A 19,732-nucleotide genomic window follows, 5' to 3' on the forward strand; every position below is an offset into this window, starting at 1 on the left:
AGCAAAAAACTTGCCAGTCGTAACATTCGATGACAAGCACGCCTCGCGGCGCATCGCCACCACAACCACCGCCCGCTTCACCCCATGCATTCTGGTCTCGAACTTACCCTGTTGCTGCTTGGCTGCGCCGTCCTCGGCGTGGTGGCCTTTCGCACCCTGCAGCTGCCGCCGATGCTCGGCTACTTGGCCGTCGGTGTCCTGATCGGCCCCCATGCCCTGGCCCTGGCCGAAGACAGCCCCACCACCCACGCGCTGGGCGAATTCGGCATCGTCTTTTTGATGTTCTCGATCGGGCTCGAATTCTCGCTCGGCCAGCTGCGCTCGATGCGGCGCATCGTGTTCGGACTGGGGCTCGGCCAAGTCGTAACGACGGTCGCTGCGGCCATGGGCATCGGCCTGCTGGCGGCCTACCTGATGCCCCACCTGACGCTGGCGTGGCAGGCCGCATTCGCGCTGGGCGGCGCGCTGGCCATGTCGTCCACCGCGATCGTCGTCAAGCTGCTCACCGAGCGCCTGGAGCTCGAGAGCGAACACGGACGGCGCATCATCGGCATCCTGCTGTTCCAGGACCTGGCGGTGGTGCCGCTCCTGATCATGATCCCGGCGCTGGCGCGCGATCCGGAAGACATGGCCATCACGCTGGGCCTGGCCGCACTGAAGGCAGGCCTGGTGCTAGCGCTGCTGCTGTTCTTTGGCCAGAAGCTGATGGGGCGGTGGTTCACGATCGTGGCCAAGCGCCGTTCGCAGGAGCTGTTCATGCTCAACCTGCTGCTCGTGACACTGGGTTCGGCCTGGATCACCGAGCAGGCCGGCCTGTCGCTGGCGCTCGGCGCGTTCGTCGCCGGCATGCTCATTTCCGAGACGCCCTACAAGCACCAGGTGGAAGAAGACATCAAGCCGTTTCGCGACGTGCTGCTTGGCCTGTTCTTCATCACGATCGGCATGCTGCTCGACCTGCGCCTGGTGAGCCAGTACTGGTGGCAGGTCACGCTGCTGCTGGCGCTCGTGGTGCTGCTCAAGGCCGGCCTCATTGTGCTGATGGCGCGCGCATTCGGCGCGCCGCTGGGCACCGCGCTGCGCACGGGTCTCGCGCTGGCGCAGGCCGGCGAATTCAGCTTCGTGCTGCTCAGCCATGCATCGGGCTCGAAGCTGATCGATCCGTTCGTGATGCAGCTGGTGCTGGCCTCGATGGTGCTGTCGATGCTGCTGGCACCCTTCATCATCGGCTACATGGACCGGATCGTGATGAAGGTCGCGGCCAACGAGTGGATGATGCAATCGCTGCAGCTGACGCAGCTGGCCACGCGCACCATGACTACCCAGAAGCACGTGATCATCGCCGGCTTCGGGCGCAGTGGCCAGAGCCTGGCCACGCTGCTGAAAGAAGAGGCCTTGCCGTGGTACGCGCTCGACCTGGATCCGGAGCGCGTGCAGAAGGCGCAGGCGGCCGGCGCCTCGGTCTCGTACGGCGATGCGGCGCGCCGCGAAAGCCTGATCGCGGCCGGCGTACACCGCGCCAGCGCGCTGGTGATCACGTTCGCCGACACGCGCCAGGCGCTCAAGGTGCTGCACCTGGTGCACGAACTGGCGCCCGCCCTGCCCGTGATCGTGCGCAGCCACGACGACGGCGACATGGATGTGCTCAAGGCGGCCGGTGCGACCGAGGTGGTGCCGGAAGCCCTTGAGAGCAGCCTGATGCTCGCCTCGCACGCGCTGGTGACGCTCGGCGTACCACTGCGCCGCGTGGTGCACCGCGTGCAGGCCGCGCGCAAGGGCCGCTACGCCACGCTGCGCGGCTACTTCCACGGCGCGGACGACAGCGGTGCGGATCTCGAACATGGTCAGGTGAAGCTGCATTCTGTGCGCCTGCATGCGCAGGCGGGTGCAATCGGCCTGTCGCTGGACGCGTTGCAGCTGGCCGACGTGGCGGTGGAGGTAACCGCCTTGCGACGCGGCGGCCAGAATATCGCGCCCGGCCCGGCCGTGCTGCTGGCGGCGGGCGATGTTGTGGTGCTGCGCGGGGACAGCGAAGCGGTCAGCCGCGCCGAGGAGCGGCTGCTGTAGCCATCAGGCAGCCGTGACGACCTGGTTGCGGCCCGCGGCCTTGGCCTGGTACAGCGCCGCGTCGGCCGACGCGATCAGCTCTTGCGCGACGCCTTCGATGGCATGATCGCGCTCGAAATCAGTCAGCGCCGCCACGCCGATCGACACCGTCACGCTCACCTGCTCGCCCGTGCTCAGGTCCACCGGCAAGCCGGCCACGCTAGTACGGATGCGGTTGGCGACGATGCTGGCGTTTTCCAGGTCGGCGTCGATCAGCACCACGACAAATTCCTCGCCGCCGAAGCGGCACAGCGTATCGGACATCCGCAGTTCGGCCTTGATGCGGGTGCACACCTCGCGCAGCACGTCGTCCCCGCCCTGATGGCCGACCGTATCGTTGACGCGCTTGAAGTGGTCGATGTCGATGTACATGCAGGACAGGCGGTAGCCCTGGCGCCGCGCACGCGCGATTTCTTCGGCCAGGCGCCGGTCCATGTAGCGCCGGTTGTAGGCGCCGGTGAGCGAATCGGTCAGGCCGATGTACTTGAGCATCTCGTTGCTGATCACGTTCTCGAGGCAGATCGCGATGATCGAGCCCATGTGCTCGACGAAATCGGTGCCCAGCGCCGGCGTGAACCGGCTTGCGTCGGCGCTGCCCAGGTTCAGGCTGCCGATCAGGCGCTTGTTGCGCATCAAAGGCACCAGCGCCACGCTGCGCAGGTTGGCTGGCGGCTGCGGGAACATCGCACGGTGCTGGCCCGGCGCATAGGCGCCCAGGATGGGCCGCAGCGGAGATTCCGGTGCCATGTCAAAGCCAAGTTCGACCGCATGCTCGCAGAAGATCAGGTTGGGCAGCGTTTCGAAATCGACGCCCAGGCGATGCATGACCGTGTAGATATCGGCGTTCTGGTCGATCAGCGACAGCGTGACGATATCGAGGTCCGAGATCACCGGCAGCGTGGTAAAAATCGTGCCGACCAGGTCAGGGAAACTGCTGGCACCGACGATCTGCAGGTCGAATGCCTGGTGGCGGCACATGATCGCGTGATTACGCTCGGCCTGTTCGAGCAGATACGCCATGCGTGCGCGCAAGGTCTCGTTTTCCGCCATCAGTTCCCGCGACGACACGCTCGGCTCGTGCATGAAGAATTCCTTTCAGCAATAACCGTAACATTACGCCATCCTCCTGGGCTTGGATACGAAAAACCGCCTGATCACGCAGGCCGTTAGGCGATTTTGCGACAGTGGCGTGGTCTGTTTAGAAAGCCAGTTCGGCGTTCAGTGGCTGGCCGACGCGCAGCGTCTGGCCAATCCCATCCTGCACGATCACGTTCATGCCCACCGTGACGGCGCCATCCATGCGCGGGTTGGCGCGCCAGGCTTGCAGGATGTCGAGCGGATCAGGGCCGGGAATGCCGGTGGCCTGGTCGACGGCCGGGATTGGGCAGCGCGCGCAGGGCTTGACGGGGCGCAGCGTCATTCCGTCGCCGTGGAAGGCCGCGACGAAATCTTCCTCGAACGCGGCGATGCCATCGACGACGACGTTCGGGCGGAAGCGGTTCATCGGCAGCTTGTCGCGACCGGCCTGCACGAGTTTTGTGTTGATGTCGTCGAGCGACGCCTGGCCGATCAGCAGGATCGGGTAGCCGTCCGAAAACCGGGTGGCGGCCGGGACACCGTTTGTCCATTTGGTGCTGGTCGGGCGGTGCACGTCGGGGCGAAAGCGCACCAGGCGGCATGGGGCGTTGAGGGCGGTGGTGAACCAATTGGCGGCCGCGTCACCGCAATCGGCGGCGGGGAGGCGGTCTTCCCACAGCAGGACCTCGATGGTGGGCGCGGCGGCGTCATGTGCCAGCGGCAGGTGCAGGGGCGGCATACCGGGGGCGTTGACGATCAACGCTGTGGCGTCGATGCGCGGCGTGACCGTGGCCATGCGCGGCACTTCGCGCTGGGTCAGGAACAGGCCGTCGGGCATGACGAGCATCCATTCGCGGTCGTGCACGCCGTTTGCGAAGAGGCCGTCGAGAGCAAGACGGGCCTCGGGGACAGACAGGCCGGCGCAGGATTTGATCGGGTAGATAACGAGTTCGGTAACGGTGGCCATGTGGTCGAAATAGGACGGCGTCAAAAAAGGGCCCCGGAGGGCCCTTTCGCGATAATCAGATCAGACGTTGAACAGGAAGTTCAACACATCGCCATCCTTGACCACATATTCCTTGCCTTCAGCGCGCATCTTGCCCGCTTCTTTCGCACCGGCCTCGCCCTTGTACGCCAAAAAGTCGTCATACGCGATCGTCTGCGCGCGGATGAAGCCACGTTCGAAGTCGGTGTGGATCACGCCGGCCGCCTGTGGCGCGGTGTCGCCCACGTGGATGGTCCAGGCGCGCACTTCCTTCACGCCCGCGGTGAAGTACGTCTGCAGGCCGAGCAGCTTGTAGGCGGCGCGGATCAGGCGGTCCAGGCCCGGCTCTTCCATGCCCATGTCGGACAGGAAGTCGGCCTTGTCGGCATCGTCCATCTCGGCGATTTCGGACTCAATCGCGGCGCTGATGGCGACGATCGGGGCATTCTGCTCTTTCGCGTACGCGGTCAGCAGGTCCAGCAGCGGGTTGTTGGTGAAGCCTGTGTCGGACACGTTGGCCACGAACATCGCCGGCTTGGCCGTGATCAGGTGCAGCGTCTTGATCATTTCCATTTCGTCGGCGTCCAGGCCCATGGTGCGCACTGGTTTGCCCTGGTCCAGGTGCGGCATCAGGCGTTCGCAGACGGCGACCAGCTTGGCGGCATCCTTGTCACCCGAGCGCGCTTTCTTGCCTTCGCGGTGGATCGCTTTTTCGACGGCGGTCATGTCGGCCAGCGCCAGCTCGGTCTGGATGACTTCGATGTCGTCCAGCGGGCTGACCTTGCCGGCCACGTGGATCACGTTATCGTCCTGGAAGCAGCGCACGACGTTGATGATGGCGTCGGTTTCGCGGATGTGCGACAGGAACTGGTTGCCCAGGCCCTCGCCCTTCGACGCACCGGCAACCAGGCCGGCGATGTCGACGAATTCGACGATGGCATTGACCATGCGCTCAGGCTTGACGATGGCCGACAGCGCATCCATACGTGGATCCGGCACTTCGACGACGCCGACGTTCGGTTCGATGGTGCAGAACGGATAATTTTCAGCCGGGATACCGGCCTTGGTCAGCGCGTTGAACAGGGTGGACTTGCCGACGTTTGGCAAGCCGACGATGCCGCATTTGAGAGTCATGAGAAATCTTTCAGATTCGGTAAAAAGCGAGCGATCAATGAACCGCCCTAAACCCTGCATTGTAACCCGGACCGGCTTTTCTGCTGAAAAAAAAGGCGCACCGCGCCCCTGCTGCAACGCGCCGATTGCCTCAAAGACAAGCTAGATTGGCTGGATGCGCGCCAGGTCGGGCCGCAGCGCGAATTCGGCCAGCTCATCGCGCAGGCGCTCGCCCTCCCCGATCGCGCGGCGCCAGACGCGGATGCGCTCGTCGTGGTCGAGGCCGAATGACGTAAAGTCGGTCCGGTCCGGCAATTTGCCGCGCGGCAGTGAGCGCAGGAATTCTGCGGAAGGCGTCACCAGCAGCACATTCTCCAGCCAGCTGCGGTTGGGGCCGCGCGCGGCGCGTCGCCATGGCATGCTCTTGTCGAGCCAGCCTGGCACGATGTGATCGGTGAAATGCGGATACAGCACCAGTTCGCTTTTGTCCGCGCCAGCCGCGCGCGCATACGGCAAGGCCAGGTGGTAGTCGATGATGCCGCCATCCCAGTAGCTGCCGGGAGGCGTCTCGGCGATGTCCGTCACCGCCTTCATGATCAACGGCAGCGTGCCCGAGGCCAGCAGGCCAGAGGCCAGATTCGCGCGCGTCAATGCCGAAAAATGCGTCGTGAAACGGTCGAACGGCTCGCGCAACCATGGCGCCTGGCTGCGCGCATCATGGATGACCACCCTCTCCATCAAGCGCCCCAGCCACGCCCGTGAGCCGGCATTGTGCAGCGCTGCCGAGGCGAAGCCGCGCAGTTCGGCGTGGCGGCCGACCGGCGCGGCCAGCGAACGCAGGCCACGGTCAGCCAGGATGTGCAGGCGGTGATGGGGATGTCCGATGATGTCGTCTTCGTGCCCGCTCACCAGCTCGGCCAGCAGGGCTTGCACGACCTCGTCGATCTCTTGCGCACTGGGTTTCAGGCGCGTGTAACGCTGGCCGGTGTAGAGGTCGGCCAGGCGGGCAAACGCCTTTGCCGGATCCTTCTGGCACGCGGCCGCCATGCGCCAGGCGCCGATGGAGGCGCCGATCAGGGTTCGTTCGCGCGGCGCCGTCGGCAACCACTCGCCGAACAGCCACGCATCGAGCGAGGCGAAGATCAGGCCCTTGGGGCCGCCCGCCGCGGCAGGCACGATGGCAATGTCCTGCGCGCGCAAGCCATGCGCGGCGATCTGGGCCATGGCAAGGGGGCCGGCCTGGAAGGTAAGCGCTCTCATCGTGAAATTATCGCAGAAGTCCGGCCGACAGCAGCCGCTTGCGCGACATCAATCCTGCACCGGTGCCACCCCGTACCATGGGTAGGTCGTGCGTCGGGAGATCGAGATGATGCTGCGCTTTGTCGTCATGCTGTGTCTGCTTCTGTGGCCATTACTGGGGCTGCAGCCGGCATGCGCGCGTGATACGGGCGTCGAGCGCCACGTACGACACTTTGTCGTCGAACCCAGTGGCGCTTACCTGCTCACGGTCGAGCAAACCCAGACTATTGCTGAGCGCATTGCCCTGCCTGAGCACGCCCGGTACGAGATCGGCTACAACCAGGCGCTCGAGGACATCATCGCCGTCGAGGCATATACCGAAAAGGCCGACGGGCGCCGGCTCGCCGTGCAGCCGCACCAGATTCGCGACCAGCAACAAGCCGCGTCGGTCGACGCTCCGATGTTCCGGGACACACGCCTGAAGATTGTCATGTTTCCTGACGTTAACGTCGGCGACCGGGTGGCCGTGCGCTACGTCGTGCGGCGCCACACGCCGCTGTTTCCCGGCCACTTCGAAGACCTGTCCAGTGCCCGCCTCCAGCGCCAGCGCGACTTCCGGCTGGTCTATGACATGCCGGCCGCGATGGTTCTGCAGGCCGACGCCATCGGTTTTTTGCCCATGACGGTTACCAACCTGCCTGCGCCGGCAGCCGGCAAGCGCCGCTACGCGTGGCGCTATCTCGATGGCGACGGTGCGCGGCCAGAGACCGACTCGGTCAGTTATCTTGATTACGGCAAGCGGCTCGCCGTCTCCACTTTCGCCGATTACGCCGCACTTGCCCGCGCCTACCAGGACCGCACGGCCGCAAGCGCACTGCCCGACGACACGGTGATGGCGCTCGCAGCACGCGTGACCGGTGATGTGGTCGAGCCCCGTGCGCGTGCGATCGCGTTATCCGACTGGGTGCGCCGCAACGTGCGCTACGTGGACATGCACCTCGGCCCCGGCGGCGTCATGCCGCATGCGGCGGCCACGGTGCTGGCGAACCGCTACGGCGACGCCAAGGATCACGCGATACTGCTAGTCGCACTGCTGGCCAGCGCCGGCATCGACAGCACCGTTGCCCTCGTCAACAACGGCAACGCCTACCGGTTGCCGGCCGCGCCGACGCTGGGCGTGCTCAATCACGCGATCGTCTACGTGCCGTCGCTGCAGCTGTATCTCGATTCGACGGCCGACAGCGTGGCGGGCGGCTTCTTGCCGGCGGCTTTACTCGGCAAACCGGCAGTGCTGACGCGCTCGGGCGAGTTCGCGATGCTCCCCTTCTTCCAGCAGGCGCGTAGCCACACGCTCACGCAGTTCACCATCCAGTCCGATGGCAGCAGCCGCTTTACGGTCACGCGCACCGGCAGCGGCGCTCTGGCAGAACCGTACCGAAACGTCCCGGGCGGCGATGCCGCAATATCGTCGCGCGGCGCCAGCAACGGTTTCACGCAACCACCGGGCTCGGCGCGGCTGGCCACTAGCTACGATCTGAAGGGTAGCCTGGGCGAGGCCGTGTTCGCGTTCGCGCAGGTACCCGAGCGGCACCAGGACTTCGTGTGCCCTGCGATCGATGCCGAGGACGAATTGCGCTTTCATCTGCCGACGCGCTCGCGTGTGAAGGCCTTGCCCCGCGCCGTGCACGTGGACGACGCCAACTTTGCCTACCACTCGCGCTATGCGCGGCGCGGCGCGCTGGTAACGGTGCAGCGCCAGCTCAAGTTTCGCCACACGGCGGCAACCTGCACGCCCGACGACTACCGGCGCATGCGACCCGCGCTCGAGCGCATGGTGCGCGACCTGCGCTCACAGGTCGTGTTCAAGCGCGGCTGAAAACGGCGAAGCACCGCCTGTCAGGCGGTGTGCAACCGCATCGTGGCCGTGTCGAACTTGCCTTCGCAGACGAGTGGAATGATGTGCAGGCTCTTGTCGATCGATTCTTCGATCAGGCTCTGCTCTTCGCGGCGCGGGCGGTGCAGGACGAAGTCAGCCACCACCTGCTGCAGGTTCATCGTGCGCGGGTGGCCGATGCCCAGGCGCAGGCGCCAGTAATCCTGGGTACCCAGCGCCGCCGTGATGTCCTTCAGGCCGTTGTGCCCGCCAGACGAACCGCCCTTCTTGAGCTTGGCGACGCCCGGTGGCAGGTCGAGTTCGTCGTGCACGACCAGCACTTCGTCCGGATTGATTTTATAAAACCGCGCCAGGCCGCCGACCGACTGGCCGGAGCGGTTCATATAGGTCTGCGGCTCGAGCAGCCAGACGTCGTTGCCGGCAATGGATGTCTTGGCGACCAGCGCATTAAAACGCGATTCGCGCTGCAGACGGCAGCCGGGCAAGCCATTGGCCAGGTTGTCCACGAGCCAGAAGCCGGCATTGTGGCGGGTTTGTTCGTACTCGGGGCCGGGATTGCCGAGGCCAACGATCAGTCGAATGGACATGCGTGAGATTCTGTCGAGAAAAGGCGATTATCGCCGAAACGTGCAAATCAAAAAATAAAAACCCGCCGGGCAAGCCGCGGCGGGTTTCTGTGCGATGCGTCGCCGGAGCGACGCGTCAGCTGCGATTACTCGGCAGCTGGGGTCTCTTCAGCGGTGACTGCGCCGCGTGGGATGGTTGCGGTGACGATGGTCAGGTTCTGGCCATGGGTCAGTGCGGTGACGCCTTCTGGCAGGACCAGGTCGTCGGTGTGGATCGAGTTACCGGCTTCCAGGTTTGCCAGGTCGACTTCGATGAACTCTGGCAGTTTGCCTGGCAGGCACGACACTTCCAGCTCGTTCAGGACGTGCGAGATGACAGCGCTGTTCAGCTTGACGGCTGGCGAGTTCTCGGCGTTGACGAAGTGGAAAGCGACTTTGGTGTGCACTGGCTTCGACGAATCGACGCGCTGGAAGTCAGCGTGCAGGACCAGTTGCTTGAACGCGTGCATCTGGAAGTCACGCAGCAGGACTTGCTGGGTCTTGCCGTCGATTTCCAGGTCCAGAACCGAACCGTGGAACGCTTCTTTTTTCAGCGCGTGCCACAGGGCGTTGCCGTCCAGGGCGATCAGCTCAGGCGTACCTGCGCCACCGTAGATGATGCCTGGCGTTTGACCAGCTTTACGCAGGCGGCGGCTCGCTCCGGTCCCCTGCAGAGTGCGGTTGAATGCGACTACTTTCATGTGATACTCCAAAAATAAAACAGGCCCGAATGCCGAAGAAAACGATCAACAGCCCGGTAGCCAAGTGGCGACCCCCCCCGCGACCAGGGGCAGTCAGGAAAGAGCGCATTGTTACGCGCTCAAAAGATACGGAAATCCTGGATGCTACAACGGCGCGCCGGCTAATCAGCCAGGCGCGCCGTGGAATACAACGTCGATGAAGCTTAGTCGACGAACAGCGAAATCACCGAGTCACCCTTGACGATCCGCTTGAAGGTCTCGGCCAGCAGCGGTGCGCAGGTCAGCTGGCGGATCTTGCCGCAAGCGGCGCCGGCGGCGCTGAGCGGGATCGTGTCGGTGACGACCAGTTCGTCCAGCGGCGAGTTCGCGATGCGTTCGATCGCCGGGCCGGACAGCACCGGGTGCGTACAGTAAGCAACCACCTTCTTGGCGCCGCGCTCCTTGAGCACTTCGGCAGCCTTGCACAGCGTGCCTGCGGTGTCGACCATGTCATCCATGATCACGCAGTTGCGGCCTTCGACTTCACCGATGATGTTCATCACTTCGGACACGTTCGCCTTCGGGCGACGCTTGTCGATGATCGCCAGGTCGCAGCCCAGGCGCTTGGCCAGGGCACGGGCGCGGACCACACCGCCGACGTCCGGCGAGACGACCAGCAGGTCGTCGTAGTTGCGCTTTTGCAGATCGCTCAGCAGGATTGGCGATGCGTAGATATTGTCAACCGGGATATCGAAGAAACCCTGGATCTGGTCAGCGTGCAGGTCCATGATCAGGACGCGCTCGACGCCGGCTTTTTCCAGCATGTTTGCCACGACCTTGGCCGAGATCGCAACGCGCGCCGAACGCGGGCGACGATCTTGACGGGCATAACCGAAGTAAGGAATCGCTGCAGTGATACGGCCAGCCGAGGCGCGCTTGAGAGCGTCGACCATCAGGATGATTTCCATCAGGCTGTCGTTGGTCGGTGCGCAGGTCGACTGCAGGACGAAGACATCCTTGCCGCGCACGTTCTCATTGATTTCGACCATGACTTCGCCGTCAGAAAACTTCGAGACGACAGCCTTGCCGAGTGGAATACCGAGGCTTTTTGCGACCCCTTCTGCTAGCGCCGGATTGGCATTGCCGGTAAAAACCATCAGGTTTTCGTAAGCCATGGGAGTCCCAAAAGGTAAGAAGCGTTAATACAGTAGAAAAACAATCAGCCGGCTATACCGGCTGATTAACATGCTGATGTGGTGCTTGGCACCGCATCGCGATTCTCTTGCTGGACGCATCGGCATCGACAGAACAAGAAAACTTTGGCAGGGGAACAAGGATTCGAACCTTGGAATGCCGGAATCAAAATCCGGTGCCTTAACCAACTTGGCGATTCCCCTACACGACCTGTAGTGCTTGCCGCTTCACATTGTGCTGCACATCTTTCTGTGCTGCTCAGCGTCGCGACAGGCAAAATTTTATTCTACAACTCACTGATTTGCAAGAGCGATTTTTTCAGCGGGTGTGTCTTCAACGACTTCGCTTTCCATGCCGCATACTTCTGCGGCACCTGCGCCAACACCTGGTCGGCAGCGTCTTCGCTGGAGACTGCGCAAAACACGCATGCCCCTGAGCCAGTCATCCTGGCATCACCGTAGCTGCTCAACCATTCAACCGCTTCGGCTACCGGCGGGAACAGGCGCATCGCCACGTTCTGCAAATCATTTTTACCAAACCCCACCATGCTGCCTGAATTGGTGTGGCTGGAAAAGTCCGCTATTCTGACCGGCTTTGCGTCTCTTGTCAAATCTGCCGCAGAAAAAATGGCAGGTGTTGGCACGGCGACACCGGGCTCGAGCACGACGTACCAGCAATCGGGGCCCTCTACGGCCTGCAAGGTCTCCCCCACCCCTTCGGCAAACGCCGTCTCGCCAAACAGGAAGAACGGGATATCGGCGCCCAGTGGCAAGCCCAGCGCCATCAATTCTTCACGTGTGAGGCCCGCCTGCCACAGGTGGTTCGCGGCCATCAGCGCCGTGGCGGCATCGGACGAACCACCACCCAGCCCGCCCCCCATCGGCAGGATCTTCTCAACCGCCACATCGATGCCCGGCGGCAGACGTCCATGGCGGCGTGCGTATTCTGCCTGCAACAGGCGCAGCGCGCGCACGATCAGGTCCTGGTCATGCGGCACGCCGGGCACGTCGGTCGTGCGCACGATGCGCTCGTCGTCGCGCAGGTCGAAGTGCAGACGGTCGGCGCGGTCGATCAGCTGGAATACGCTTTGCAGCAGGTGGTAGCCATCGGCGCGCCGGCCGATGACGTGCAAAAACAGGTTGAGCTTGGCCGGGGCCGGGCAATCGTGCAGGGAACGCATGGAATCAGGCCGCCGGATTGACGACGATGCGGATCGCCAGATCCTGGATGTCGCCCGACGCGGCGCGCTCGGCCTGAATCAGGCGCGGCACCGGAGCAGCCGCAGCAGCACCAGCCGCTGCGTCACCAGCCCCGGCCGCTTGCCAGTCGATGAAGCGCAGGCGCCAGCCATCCTTCGTTGTCACGCTGTTGCTGGCCGGCGAAGCGCGAAAACGCTGCCCCTGTGCATCGACCGCGTACCCCTGCAGCCAGTCGCGCAAGCCCGACACGGGCAGTGGCCAGCCCAGCGTCTGCTGGGTCAGGCTATCGATGTCGGCGGCCGTGCGCGGCGCCTGGCCGGCCTGCGTGAGCGTGGCCGAGCCTGGCGTGACATTGATCGCAGCAACTGTCTGGCCCAGCGGCGACATCAGGGTGACGTCGATCGTGCCCGGGCGCTGTTCCCAATTGAAACTGCCACTGATGGATTCAGGCCGGCCATCCTTTTGATAGTTCACCGACAGGCGCCCTGCCAGATCAATGGTTTCGCGGTACGCGCCGACCGTGGCGGTGGACAGGTTGGCGGTGCTTGTCGCGCAACCGGTCAGGACCGTGGCGGCAAGGGCGAGAATGGCAAGGCGTCGGGTAAGCAGCATCATGGGGCAGCAAAAAATCGCAGCAAATCAATTGAACGGAAGTGGATTATTTCACAAGGACAGGCCAAGGCGGGCCAGCGTCTCGCGCAGGGCCTCGTTCTGCGGGTCCTTGGCGCGGGCGTCGCGCCAGAGTGCCTGGGCAGCCGACTTATCGCCCTTTTGCCACAGCACTTCACCCAGGTGAATACCGATTTCAGCATCCTTGCGCACACCATACGCGCGGCGCAGGAACTTTTCGGCTTCGTTCAAATTGCCCATGCGGTAGTGAATCCAGCCCATGCTGTCCATGATGAACGGATCGTCCGGCGCCATCTCGAGCGCCTTCGCGATCAGCCCGTAGGCTTCCTGCAGGCGCACATTGCGTTCGGCCAGCGAGTAGCCGAGCGCATTGTAGGCGTGGTGATTATCGGGCGCCTGCGCCATCACTTCGCGCAGTTGCGCCTCCATCACATCGACCTTGCCCATTTTTTCGGCCAGCAGCGCGAAGTCGTACAGCAGATCGGGATTCTTCGGGAAACGCTGCGCCGCTGCTTCCATCACCGCATACGCTTCCGGCAACTGATTCGCCTGACGCAGCAGTTGCGCGTCGGCCGCCATCAACTGGGCCTGGCGCGCCGGCTCGGTCGGCTTGACCTCGGCCAGCAGCGCACGCGCAGCAGTCAGGTCGCCGCCCTTGTTCGTCAAATGCGCACGGCGCAATTGCGCGTTGAAACGGGTTTGTTCGTCGGTGTTGTCGGGCACCTTGTTCAGCCACAGCAGCGCGCCGGCCAGGTCGCCCCGTTCTTCGGCCAGTTGCGACAGGATCAGGAGTGCGCGCGACGGATCGCGTTCGTCGTTCGGATTGCGGCCGAGCACGTCCACGAAGCGCGTGAAATAGGTTTCAGCGCCACGGGCATCGTCCGTTTGCGTGGCCAGGATGCCCAGCGCGTACAGCGTCGCGGCATTGTCGGGCTGCACCTTGAGCAACGACTCGAACTCGCGCCGCGCCGCCGGATAATCCTTGCGGTTGACCAGTACGCGCGCATAGGCGGCGCGCACGTCGTTGGCCTTTGGATAGCTCTTGAGGAATTTCTCCATCATGGCCACCACCTGCGCTTCGTCGTCGGTGACCTGCGCCAGCATCAAGAGGGCGATCTCGGCGTCGGGCTTGGCGGTCAGCGCCGACTGCGCGTAAGTGCGCGCCAGTGCCTTGTCACCGCGCACCAGCGCGATCTGGGAGCGCACGATGCGCGCTTCCATCATCTTGTCGTACGGCTCGATCAGGCGCTCGAGCATGGCGAGCGCGGCGTCCTTGTCCTTGGCCCGGCCCAGCAACTGCTGGACCTGGAACATCAGGATGCCGCGCCGGGCCACCGGCGCTTCGCGCAGGCGCTCTTCGAATACGGGCTCGAGCTCGGCGATCTTTTCGGACGTGACCACCATGCCGACGAAATACTGGGTCGCTTCATCCGACTCGGGATCGAGCCGGTACCACAGACGCACCGCGGCGAGCGTGTCGTCGGCCTGCTTGGCAGCGACCGCCATCTCGGCAGCGCGGCGGGCCAGGCGCGGATCGCGCGTCTGCTGGGCCAGGCTCAGCACCGTAAGGTACGGGCCTTGCCAGTCGCCATTGCGAAACGCAAATTCGGCCTTAAGTAACTGGTCGAGCATGACCGGGGTCATTTCGACCTTCGGCAGGCGGGCTTCTTCCTCGGCTTTTTGCCTGGCGGCCTGCGCTTCGTCATCGAGCAAGGGCTCGGCGGCGGGCGTGGACGAGGCCTGAACATCGGCAGCGACGGATTGCTGTTGCGGCGCGGCAGCACATGCCGTCAACAGACCGGAGAGGGTTACAATGGCGAAAGCGTTTTTCAAAGCAAGTCCAGAAGTCCAAAGTGAGTTTGATTCTACGCTCATGCGCAGACCTGCCGCGCATGCGCTGCGCCGTCAACTGACTCTACACGAATCCCCTTAGGCATGCCTGAACTCCCAGAAGTCGAAGTTACCCGGCGCGGCGTCGCGCCCCATCTCGAAGGCCGCATCGTCGAGCACGTCATTTGCCGTCGCGAAGGGTTGCGCTGGCCCTTCCCGCCCGGCCTGTCCGCGTTGCTGGAAGGCCGCCGCATCCTGCATATCGGCCGGCGCGGCAAATATCTTTTAATCAATTTTGAGCACGGCACCCTGATCATCCACCTTGGCATGTCGGGTCACCTGCGCGTGCTGCCTCCGGGTATCGAGCCGCGCACGCACGATCACTTCGATCTGGTCGTGAACGGCCCCGAGGGCCGGCAAGTGCTGCGCCTGAACGACCCGCGCCGCTTCGGCGCCGTGCTGTGGCACGCCAACGAAGACGGGCCGCTGGCCGAGTATGTGCTGCTGCGCGGCCTGGGTGTGGAGCCGCTCGACGAGGGTTTCGACGGCGCCCTGCTGTTTCGCGAAACCCGCCGCCGCAGCGCCCCGATCAAGCAGGTGCTGCTGGCTGGCGACATCGTTGTTGGCGTGGGCAATATCTACGCGTGCGAAAGCCTGTTCCGCGCCGGCATCAACCCGAAGACGGCGGCCTCGCGCATCAGCCGTGCGCGCTACGACCGGCTGGCCGAAGCGATCCGCGTCATCCTGGCTGAAGCGATCGTCCAGGGCGGCAGCACGCTGCGTGACTTTATTGCCGTAAATGGCCAATCTGGATATTTCCAGCAGACATATTTCGTCTATGATCGTGCTGGCGTGCCCTGTCGCCAATGCGCGCTGCCGGTACGCCAGATCAAGCAAGGGCAACGTTCGACGTTCTACTGCGCCCAGTGCCAGCGCTAGTCATCCCTACGAGCAAACACGATGCAGGATTTACAACAGTACGGCGCCTGGCGCGCCCGGGTCGCCGCCTCCCTCACCGGCTACGGCAGCGCACTGCGCGACGCCGGGCTGATCGATGCGGCCGGCGAGCAGTTGCTGGCGCGCGCGCTGGGGCGTCTGCGTGACGACCGCCTGTCGGTCGCCTTCGTGGCTGAATTCTCGCGCGGTAAAACCGAGCTGATCAACGCACTGTTCTTCGCCGACTACGGCCAGCGCATCCTGCCATCCAGCGCCGGCCGCACCACCATGTGCCCTACCGAACTGCTGTGGGATGCGAGCCTGCCGCCCTGCCTGCGCCTGCTGCCGATCGACACCCGCGCCGGCCACCTGTCCACCGGCGACTACCGCGACGATCCTGCCGCCTGGACCGTGTTTCCGCTCGATCTCGATTCGCCGGCGGCCATGCACGACACGCTGCGCCAGGTCAGCCAGACCCGGCGCGTCTCGACCGTCGAAGCGCAGCGCTACGGCCTGTACGATGCCGACGATCCCGACCTGGCGGCCAGTCTCGACCCGGACGGCACGATCGAGATTCCGCGCTGGCGTCACGCGATCATCAACCTGCCGCACCCGCTGCTCAAGCAGGGCCTGGTGATTCTCGATACGCCGGGCCTGAACGCCATCGGCACCGAGCCCGAACTGACGCTGAACCTGATCCCGAACGCCCACGCGGTGCTGTTCGTGCTGGCCGCCGAGACGGGCGTGACCAAGAGCGACATCGAAGTCTGGCGCACGCATATCGGTGCCGGCCCGGGGCGCCTGGCCGTGCTCAACAAGATCGACGCCATGTGGGACGAGCTCAAGTCGCCAGAGGCCGTCGATGCTGACATCGCGCGCCAGCAGCACGACGTGGCGCGCCAGCTGGGTTTGTCGGCCAGCCAGGTGTATCCGGTATCGGCGCACAAGGCGCTGGTCGGTCGTATCGGCGGCGACATGGCCCTGTTCGAGCGCAGCCGCCTGGGCGCGCTCGAAGCAGCGCTGTTCCATGAACTGATTCCGGCACGACGCGCGATCGTCGAGCGCCAGCTGCACGCCGATCTCGATGCGCTGGTGGCCAGCCAGCAGATGCTGGTGGCCACGCGCCTGCGCGAGCTGGTCGAGCAGTTGCAGGAACTGCGCAGCCTGCGCGGCAAGAACCAGGGAGTGATCGCGCACATGGTGCGCCGGGTCGAGGCCGAGAAGAAGGAATTCGACGCCGGCCTGTTCAAGCTGCAGGGCACGCGCGCCGTGTTCACGCGCCTGTCGACCGAGCTGTACACGCTGCTGGGCATGGACGTGCTGCAGGACCGGACCGAGACCGTGCGCGTGGCGATGAGCGCGGTGCGCTTTGCCACCGGCATGCGCGCGCCGGTGCGCAACTACTTCGACGGCGCCCGCGCCGGCCTGGCCGACGCCGACGCCAAGCTCACCGAAATCACGTCGATGATGGACGCAATGCACCGCAAGTTCGCCGCCGAGCATGGCATGAGCCTGGGCCTGCCGCCGACCCTGTCGCTGGCGCGCCACCGCGACGAGATCGACGCCATCGAAGAACTCTTTTCGCGCCAGTTTGGCACCGCCACCTTGTGGATGAACAGCCGCGCCACGCTGCTCGAGCGCTTCTTCGATTCGATCGCTTCGCGCGTGCGCCGCGTGTACCGCGCTGCGAACGCCGACATCGAAGCATGGCTGAAAGTGGCCAACGCGCCGCTCGAAGCGCAGATCCGCCAGCACCGCGACAACCTGCGCCAGCGCCAGGCAACGGTAAAACGCATCCACGAAGCCAGCGACAGCCTGGAACAGAAAATCGGTGCCTTCGAGAGCGGCCAGGCCGAACTCGACGTCACGCGCACGCGCCTTGGTTCGCTGGCCGCCGGCGTGACCGCCACCTTGTCCGACAACCTACCCAACTCCGCGACGGCCATCAGCGCCGACGCCCACTACACGACTGCATGAAGCGACTGACCGAGTTCGACCAACTGGCCGATCCGACCTTTTCCCGGGCCGTGATCGACTGGCAGCGCAGCCATGGCCGCCACACCCTGCCATGGCAAAACACCACCGACGCGTATCGCGTGTGGCTCTCCGAAATCATGCTGCAGCAGACGCAGGTCGCCGCGGTGCTGGGTTACTACGAGCGCTTCCTGGAACGCTTCCCGACCGTGCACGCGCTGGCCGAAGCCCCGGCGGAAGACGTGATGGCCCACTGGAGCGGCCTGGGTTACTACACCCGCGCGCGCAATCTGCACGCCTGCGCCAAGCGCGTCGTGGCGGACTACGACGGCGTGTTCCCGAGCGACCCGGCGCTGCTGGCCGACCTGCCCGGCATCGGCCGTTCCACTGCTGCTGCCATCGCCGCCTTCTCGGGCGGCGTGCGCGCCGCGATCATGGATGGCAACGTCAAGCGCGTCTTCGCGCGCGTGTTCGGGATCGATGCCTACCCCGGCATCAAGCCGGTCGAGGACGCACTGTGGCGCCGCGCCGAAGCGCTGCTGCCGGAAGATGGCGGCATCGAGTCGTACACGCAGGGCCTGATGGACCTGGGCGCCACGCTGTGCACGCGCTCGCGCCCCGACTGCGGCCGCTGCCCGCTGCAGGCGCGCTGTGTGGCCTTCGCCACCGGCCGCACGGCCGAACTGCCGGTGCGCAAACCGAAGAAGACGACGCCCGAAAAACGCACCGCGATGCTGGTGCTGATCGACCGCGGTGAAGTGCTGCTCGAACAGCGCCCGCAAACGGGCATCTGGGGCGGCCTCTTGTCGCTGCCGGAAGTGGGCGGCCATGTCGCGATGGATGGCGATGCCGATCCGGTCTGCACGGCGGACATCGCCGCCGCCAGCAGCGCCTTCGGCACGATTGACGAAGTGCGCGCGCTCACGCCGTTAATGCACGGGTTTACGCACTACAAGCTGCACATCGCGCCGTTCGCCGTGACGCTGGCTGCGCGTGGCCAGCATGGCGCCGGGCATGTGTGGTGGAAGCTCGACGCGATTGGTGATGCGCCGTTGCCAGCGCCGGTCAAGAAGTTGTTGCTGGATCTGGCGACGCCGAATCTGTTCGATTGATCATCGGCGCCGCGCAGCCCTAGAAGTGATCGAGCGAGAAAATGCGCCGGTGCTCACGGATCGCATAGCGATCGGTCATGCCCGCGATGTAATCGGCGATCTTGCGCGCCTGCTTGTGCGGATCGCCCTGCACCTGGTAGTCGCCCGGCAGCAGCACGGGATCAGCAAGGAAAGCCTCAAACAGCTCGCGCACGATGCGGCTGGCCTTCACGCGCATTCGGTTGACCTGGAAATGGCGGTACAGGTTCGCGTACAAGAAGCGTTTCAGCGCCACGGTCTCGGCGCGCATCGCGTCCGAGAAGCGGATCAGCGGCGGCGCCGCGCGCACGTCGTCGATGGTCGCTGGCGCCGCTTCGGCAATCAGGCGCGCTGACGTGTCGACCAGGTCGGCCGTCATCGCCGTGATCATCAGGCGGATCGTCTCGTACAGGGCGCGCCGGCCGGGCAAGCCCGGATAGCGCGCCTCGACCTCGCGATGCAGGCGCGCGAACAGTTCGACTTCTTCCATCTGCGCCATCGTGAGCAGGCCCGAACGCAGGCCGTCGTCGATATCGTGGTTGTTGTACGCGATCTCGTCGGCCAGATTGGTCAGTTGCGCTTCGAGGCTGGGCTGGCTGCGCTCGATGAAGCGCTGGCCCAGGTCGCCCAGCTGGCGCGCATTGTTCAGCGAGCAGTGCTTGAGGATGCCCTCGCGCGTCTCGAACGTCAGGTTCAGGCCATCGAAGGCGCCGTAGTGTTCTTCGAGATGGTCGACCACGCGCAGGCTTTGCAGGTTGTGCTCGAAGCCGCCAAAGTCCTTCATGCATTCGTTGAGCACATCCTGGCCCACGTGGCCGAACGGCGTGTGGCCAAGATCGTGCGCCAGCGCCGTGGCCTCGACCAGGTCTTCGTTCAGGCGCAGGCTGCGCGCCAGCGTGCGGCCGATCTGGGCCACTTCGATGCTGTGGGTCAGGCGCGTGCGAAACAGGTCGCCTTCGTGGTTGATAAAGACCTGCGTCTTGTACTCAAGGCGGCGAAACGCGGTCGAGTGGATGATGCGGTCGCGATCGCGCTGGTACTCGCTGCGCGAACCGGGGCCCGGCTCGGCGTGCGTGCGCCCGCGCGACTGGGCCGAATGCGCCGCGTACGGGGCCAGGCCCGCGTCGAAGTCGCGCATCAGGC

16 protein-coding genes and 1 tRNA gene are annotated in these 19,732 nt (G+C 64.7%); 5 read left to right on the forward strand and 12 right to left on the reverse strand.

Features of this window, described 5'->3' with window-relative positions; all coding sequences use genetic code 11:
* The first annotated feature begins 84 nt into the window (after nt 1-84).
* Nucleotides 85-2,064, forward strand: coding sequence for a cation:proton antiporter (locus tag IFU00_20720; GenBank protein ID MBD8544706.1), 1,980 nt, complete (start codon nt 85-87; stop codon nt 2,062-2,064).
* A gap of 3 nt (nt 2,065-2,067) precedes the next feature.
* On the opposite strand, the gene IFU00_20725 is transcribed toward IFU00_20720, so the two are convergent.
* From IFU00_20725 to IFU00_20740, 4 genes are all read right to left on the reverse strand, one after another.
* Nucleotides 2,068-3,186, reverse strand: coding sequence for a sensor domain-containing diguanylate cyclase (locus IFU00_20725; GenBank protein MBD8544707.1), 1,119 nt, complete (start codon nt 3,184-3,186; stop codon nt 2,068-2,070).
* A 115-nt stretch (nt 3,187-3,301) separates the two neighbouring features.
* A complete protein-coding gene (locus IFU00_20730; protein ID MBD8544708.1) occupies nt 3,302-4,147 on the reverse strand; it encodes an MOSC N-terminal beta barrel domain-containing protein in 846 nt (281 codons plus the stop codon).
* Nucleotides 4,148-4,207: 60 nt separating this feature from the next.
* Nucleotides 4,208-5,299: a redox-regulated ATPase YchF gene (gene ychF, locus IFU00_20735; GenBank protein MBD8544709.1), complete on the reverse strand. Its 1,092-nt coding sequence runs from the start codon at nt 5,297-5,299 to the stop codon at nt 4,208-4,210.
* 141 nt (nt 5,300-5,440) lie between these two features.
* Nucleotides 5,441-6,538, reverse strand: a complete 1,098-nt coding sequence (locus IFU00_20740; protein ID MBD8544710.1) for a patatin-like phospholipase family protein — start codon at nt 6,536-6,538, stop codon at nt 5,441-5,443.
* A gap of 106 nt (nt 6,539-6,644) precedes the next feature.
* On the opposite strand from IFU00_20740, the gene IFU00_20745 reads away from it, so the two are divergent.
* Nucleotides 6,645-8,393, forward strand: coding sequence for a DUF3857 domain-containing transglutaminase family protein (locus IFU00_20745; GenBank protein ID MBD8544711.1), 1,749 nt, complete (start codon nt 6,645-6,647; stop codon nt 8,391-8,393).
* A 20-nt stretch (nt 8,394-8,413) separates the two neighbouring features.
* Here IFU00_20745 and pth read toward each other — a convergent pair whose 3' ends face one another.
* The 7 genes from pth to IFU00_20780 all read right to left on the reverse strand — a co-directional run bounded on the left by pth (nt 8,414) and on the right by IFU00_20780 (nt 14,594).
* Nucleotides 8,414-8,998: an aminoacyl-tRNA hydrolase gene (gene pth / locus IFU00_20750; GenBank protein MBD8544712.1), complete on the reverse strand. Its 585-nt coding sequence runs from the start codon at nt 8,996-8,998 to the stop codon at nt 8,414-8,416.
* A gap of 125 nt (nt 8,999-9,123) precedes the next feature.
* Nucleotides 9,124-9,717: a 50S ribosomal protein L25/general stress protein Ctc gene (locus IFU00_20755; GenBank protein MBD8544713.1), complete on the reverse strand. Its 594-nt coding sequence runs from the start codon at nt 9,715-9,717 to the stop codon at nt 9,124-9,126.
* Nucleotides 9,718-9,920: 203 nt separating this feature from the next.
* A complete protein-coding gene (locus IFU00_20760) occupies nt 9,921-10,871 on the reverse strand; it encodes a ribose-phosphate pyrophosphokinase (GenBank protein ID MBD8544714.1) in 951 nt (316 codons plus the stop codon).
* A gap of 145 nt (nt 10,872-11,016) precedes the next feature.
* A tRNA-Gln gene (locus IFU00_20765) sits at nt 11,017-11,093 on the reverse strand.
* Between the two features lie 83 nt (nt 11,094-11,176).
* Nucleotides 11,177-12,070 carry a 4-(cytidine 5'-diphospho)-2-C-methyl-D-erythritol kinase gene (gene ispE / locus IFU00_20770; protein ID MBD8544715.1) on the reverse strand — a complete coding sequence of 298 codons (894 nt, stop codon included), beginning with the start codon at nt 12,068-12,070 and terminating at the stop codon, nt 11,177-11,179.
* Nucleotides 12,071-12,074: 4 nt separating this feature from the next.
* A complete protein-coding gene (lolB, locus tag IFU00_20775) occupies nt 12,075-12,701 on the reverse strand; it encodes an outer membrane lipoprotein LolB (GenBank protein MBD8544716.1) in 627 nt (208 codons plus the stop codon).
* A gap of 51 nt (nt 12,702-12,752) precedes the next feature.
* Nucleotides 12,753-14,594: a tetratricopeptide repeat protein gene (locus tag IFU00_20780; protein ID MBD8544717.1), complete on the reverse strand. Its 1,842-nt coding sequence runs from the start codon at nt 14,592-14,594 to the stop codon at nt 12,753-12,755.
* 60 nt (nt 14,595-14,654) lie between these two features.
* Here IFU00_20780 and mutM point away from each other — a divergent pair, with 60 nt between their 5' ends.
* From mutM to mutY, 3 genes are read left to right on the forward strand one after another with little or no spacing between them, the layout of a single operon-like run.
* Complete coding sequence (gene mutM, locus IFU00_20785; protein ID MBD8544718.1) at nt 14,655-15,488, forward strand: bifunctional DNA-formamidopyrimidine glycosylase/DNA-(apurinic or apyrimidinic site) lyase; 834 nt, start codon at nt 14,655-14,657, stop codon at nt 15,486-15,488.
* Between the two features lie 21 nt (nt 15,489-15,509).
* Nucleotides 15,510-17,462: a dynamin family protein gene (locus IFU00_20790; protein MBD8544719.1), complete on the forward strand. Its 1,953-nt coding sequence runs from the start codon at nt 15,510-15,512 to the stop codon at nt 17,460-17,462.
* Nucleotides 17,459-18,571 (forward strand): A/G-specific adenine glycosylase, encoded by a 1,113-nt coding sequence (mutY, locus tag IFU00_20795; GenBank protein MBD8544720.1) that lies wholly within the window; start codon nt 17,459-17,461, stop codon nt 18,569-18,571. Before IFU00_20790 ends, mutY begins: the two co-directional genes overlap by 4 nt.
* 19 nt (nt 18,572-18,590) lie before the next feature.
* Here the strand turns inward: mutY and IFU00_20800 are convergent, their stop codons facing one another.
* Nucleotides 18,591-19,727, reverse strand: a complete 1,137-nt coding sequence (locus IFU00_20800; GenBank protein ID MBD8544721.1) for a deoxyguanosinetriphosphate triphosphohydrolase — start codon at nt 19,725-19,727, stop codon at nt 18,591-18,593.
* Nucleotides 19,728-19,732 lie beyond the last annotated feature (5 nt).

Source organism: Oxalobacteraceae sp. CFBP 8761 (assembly GCA_014841595.1).
Lineage (GTDB): Bacteria > Pseudomonadota > Gammaproteobacteria > Burkholderiales > Burkholderiaceae_D > Telluria.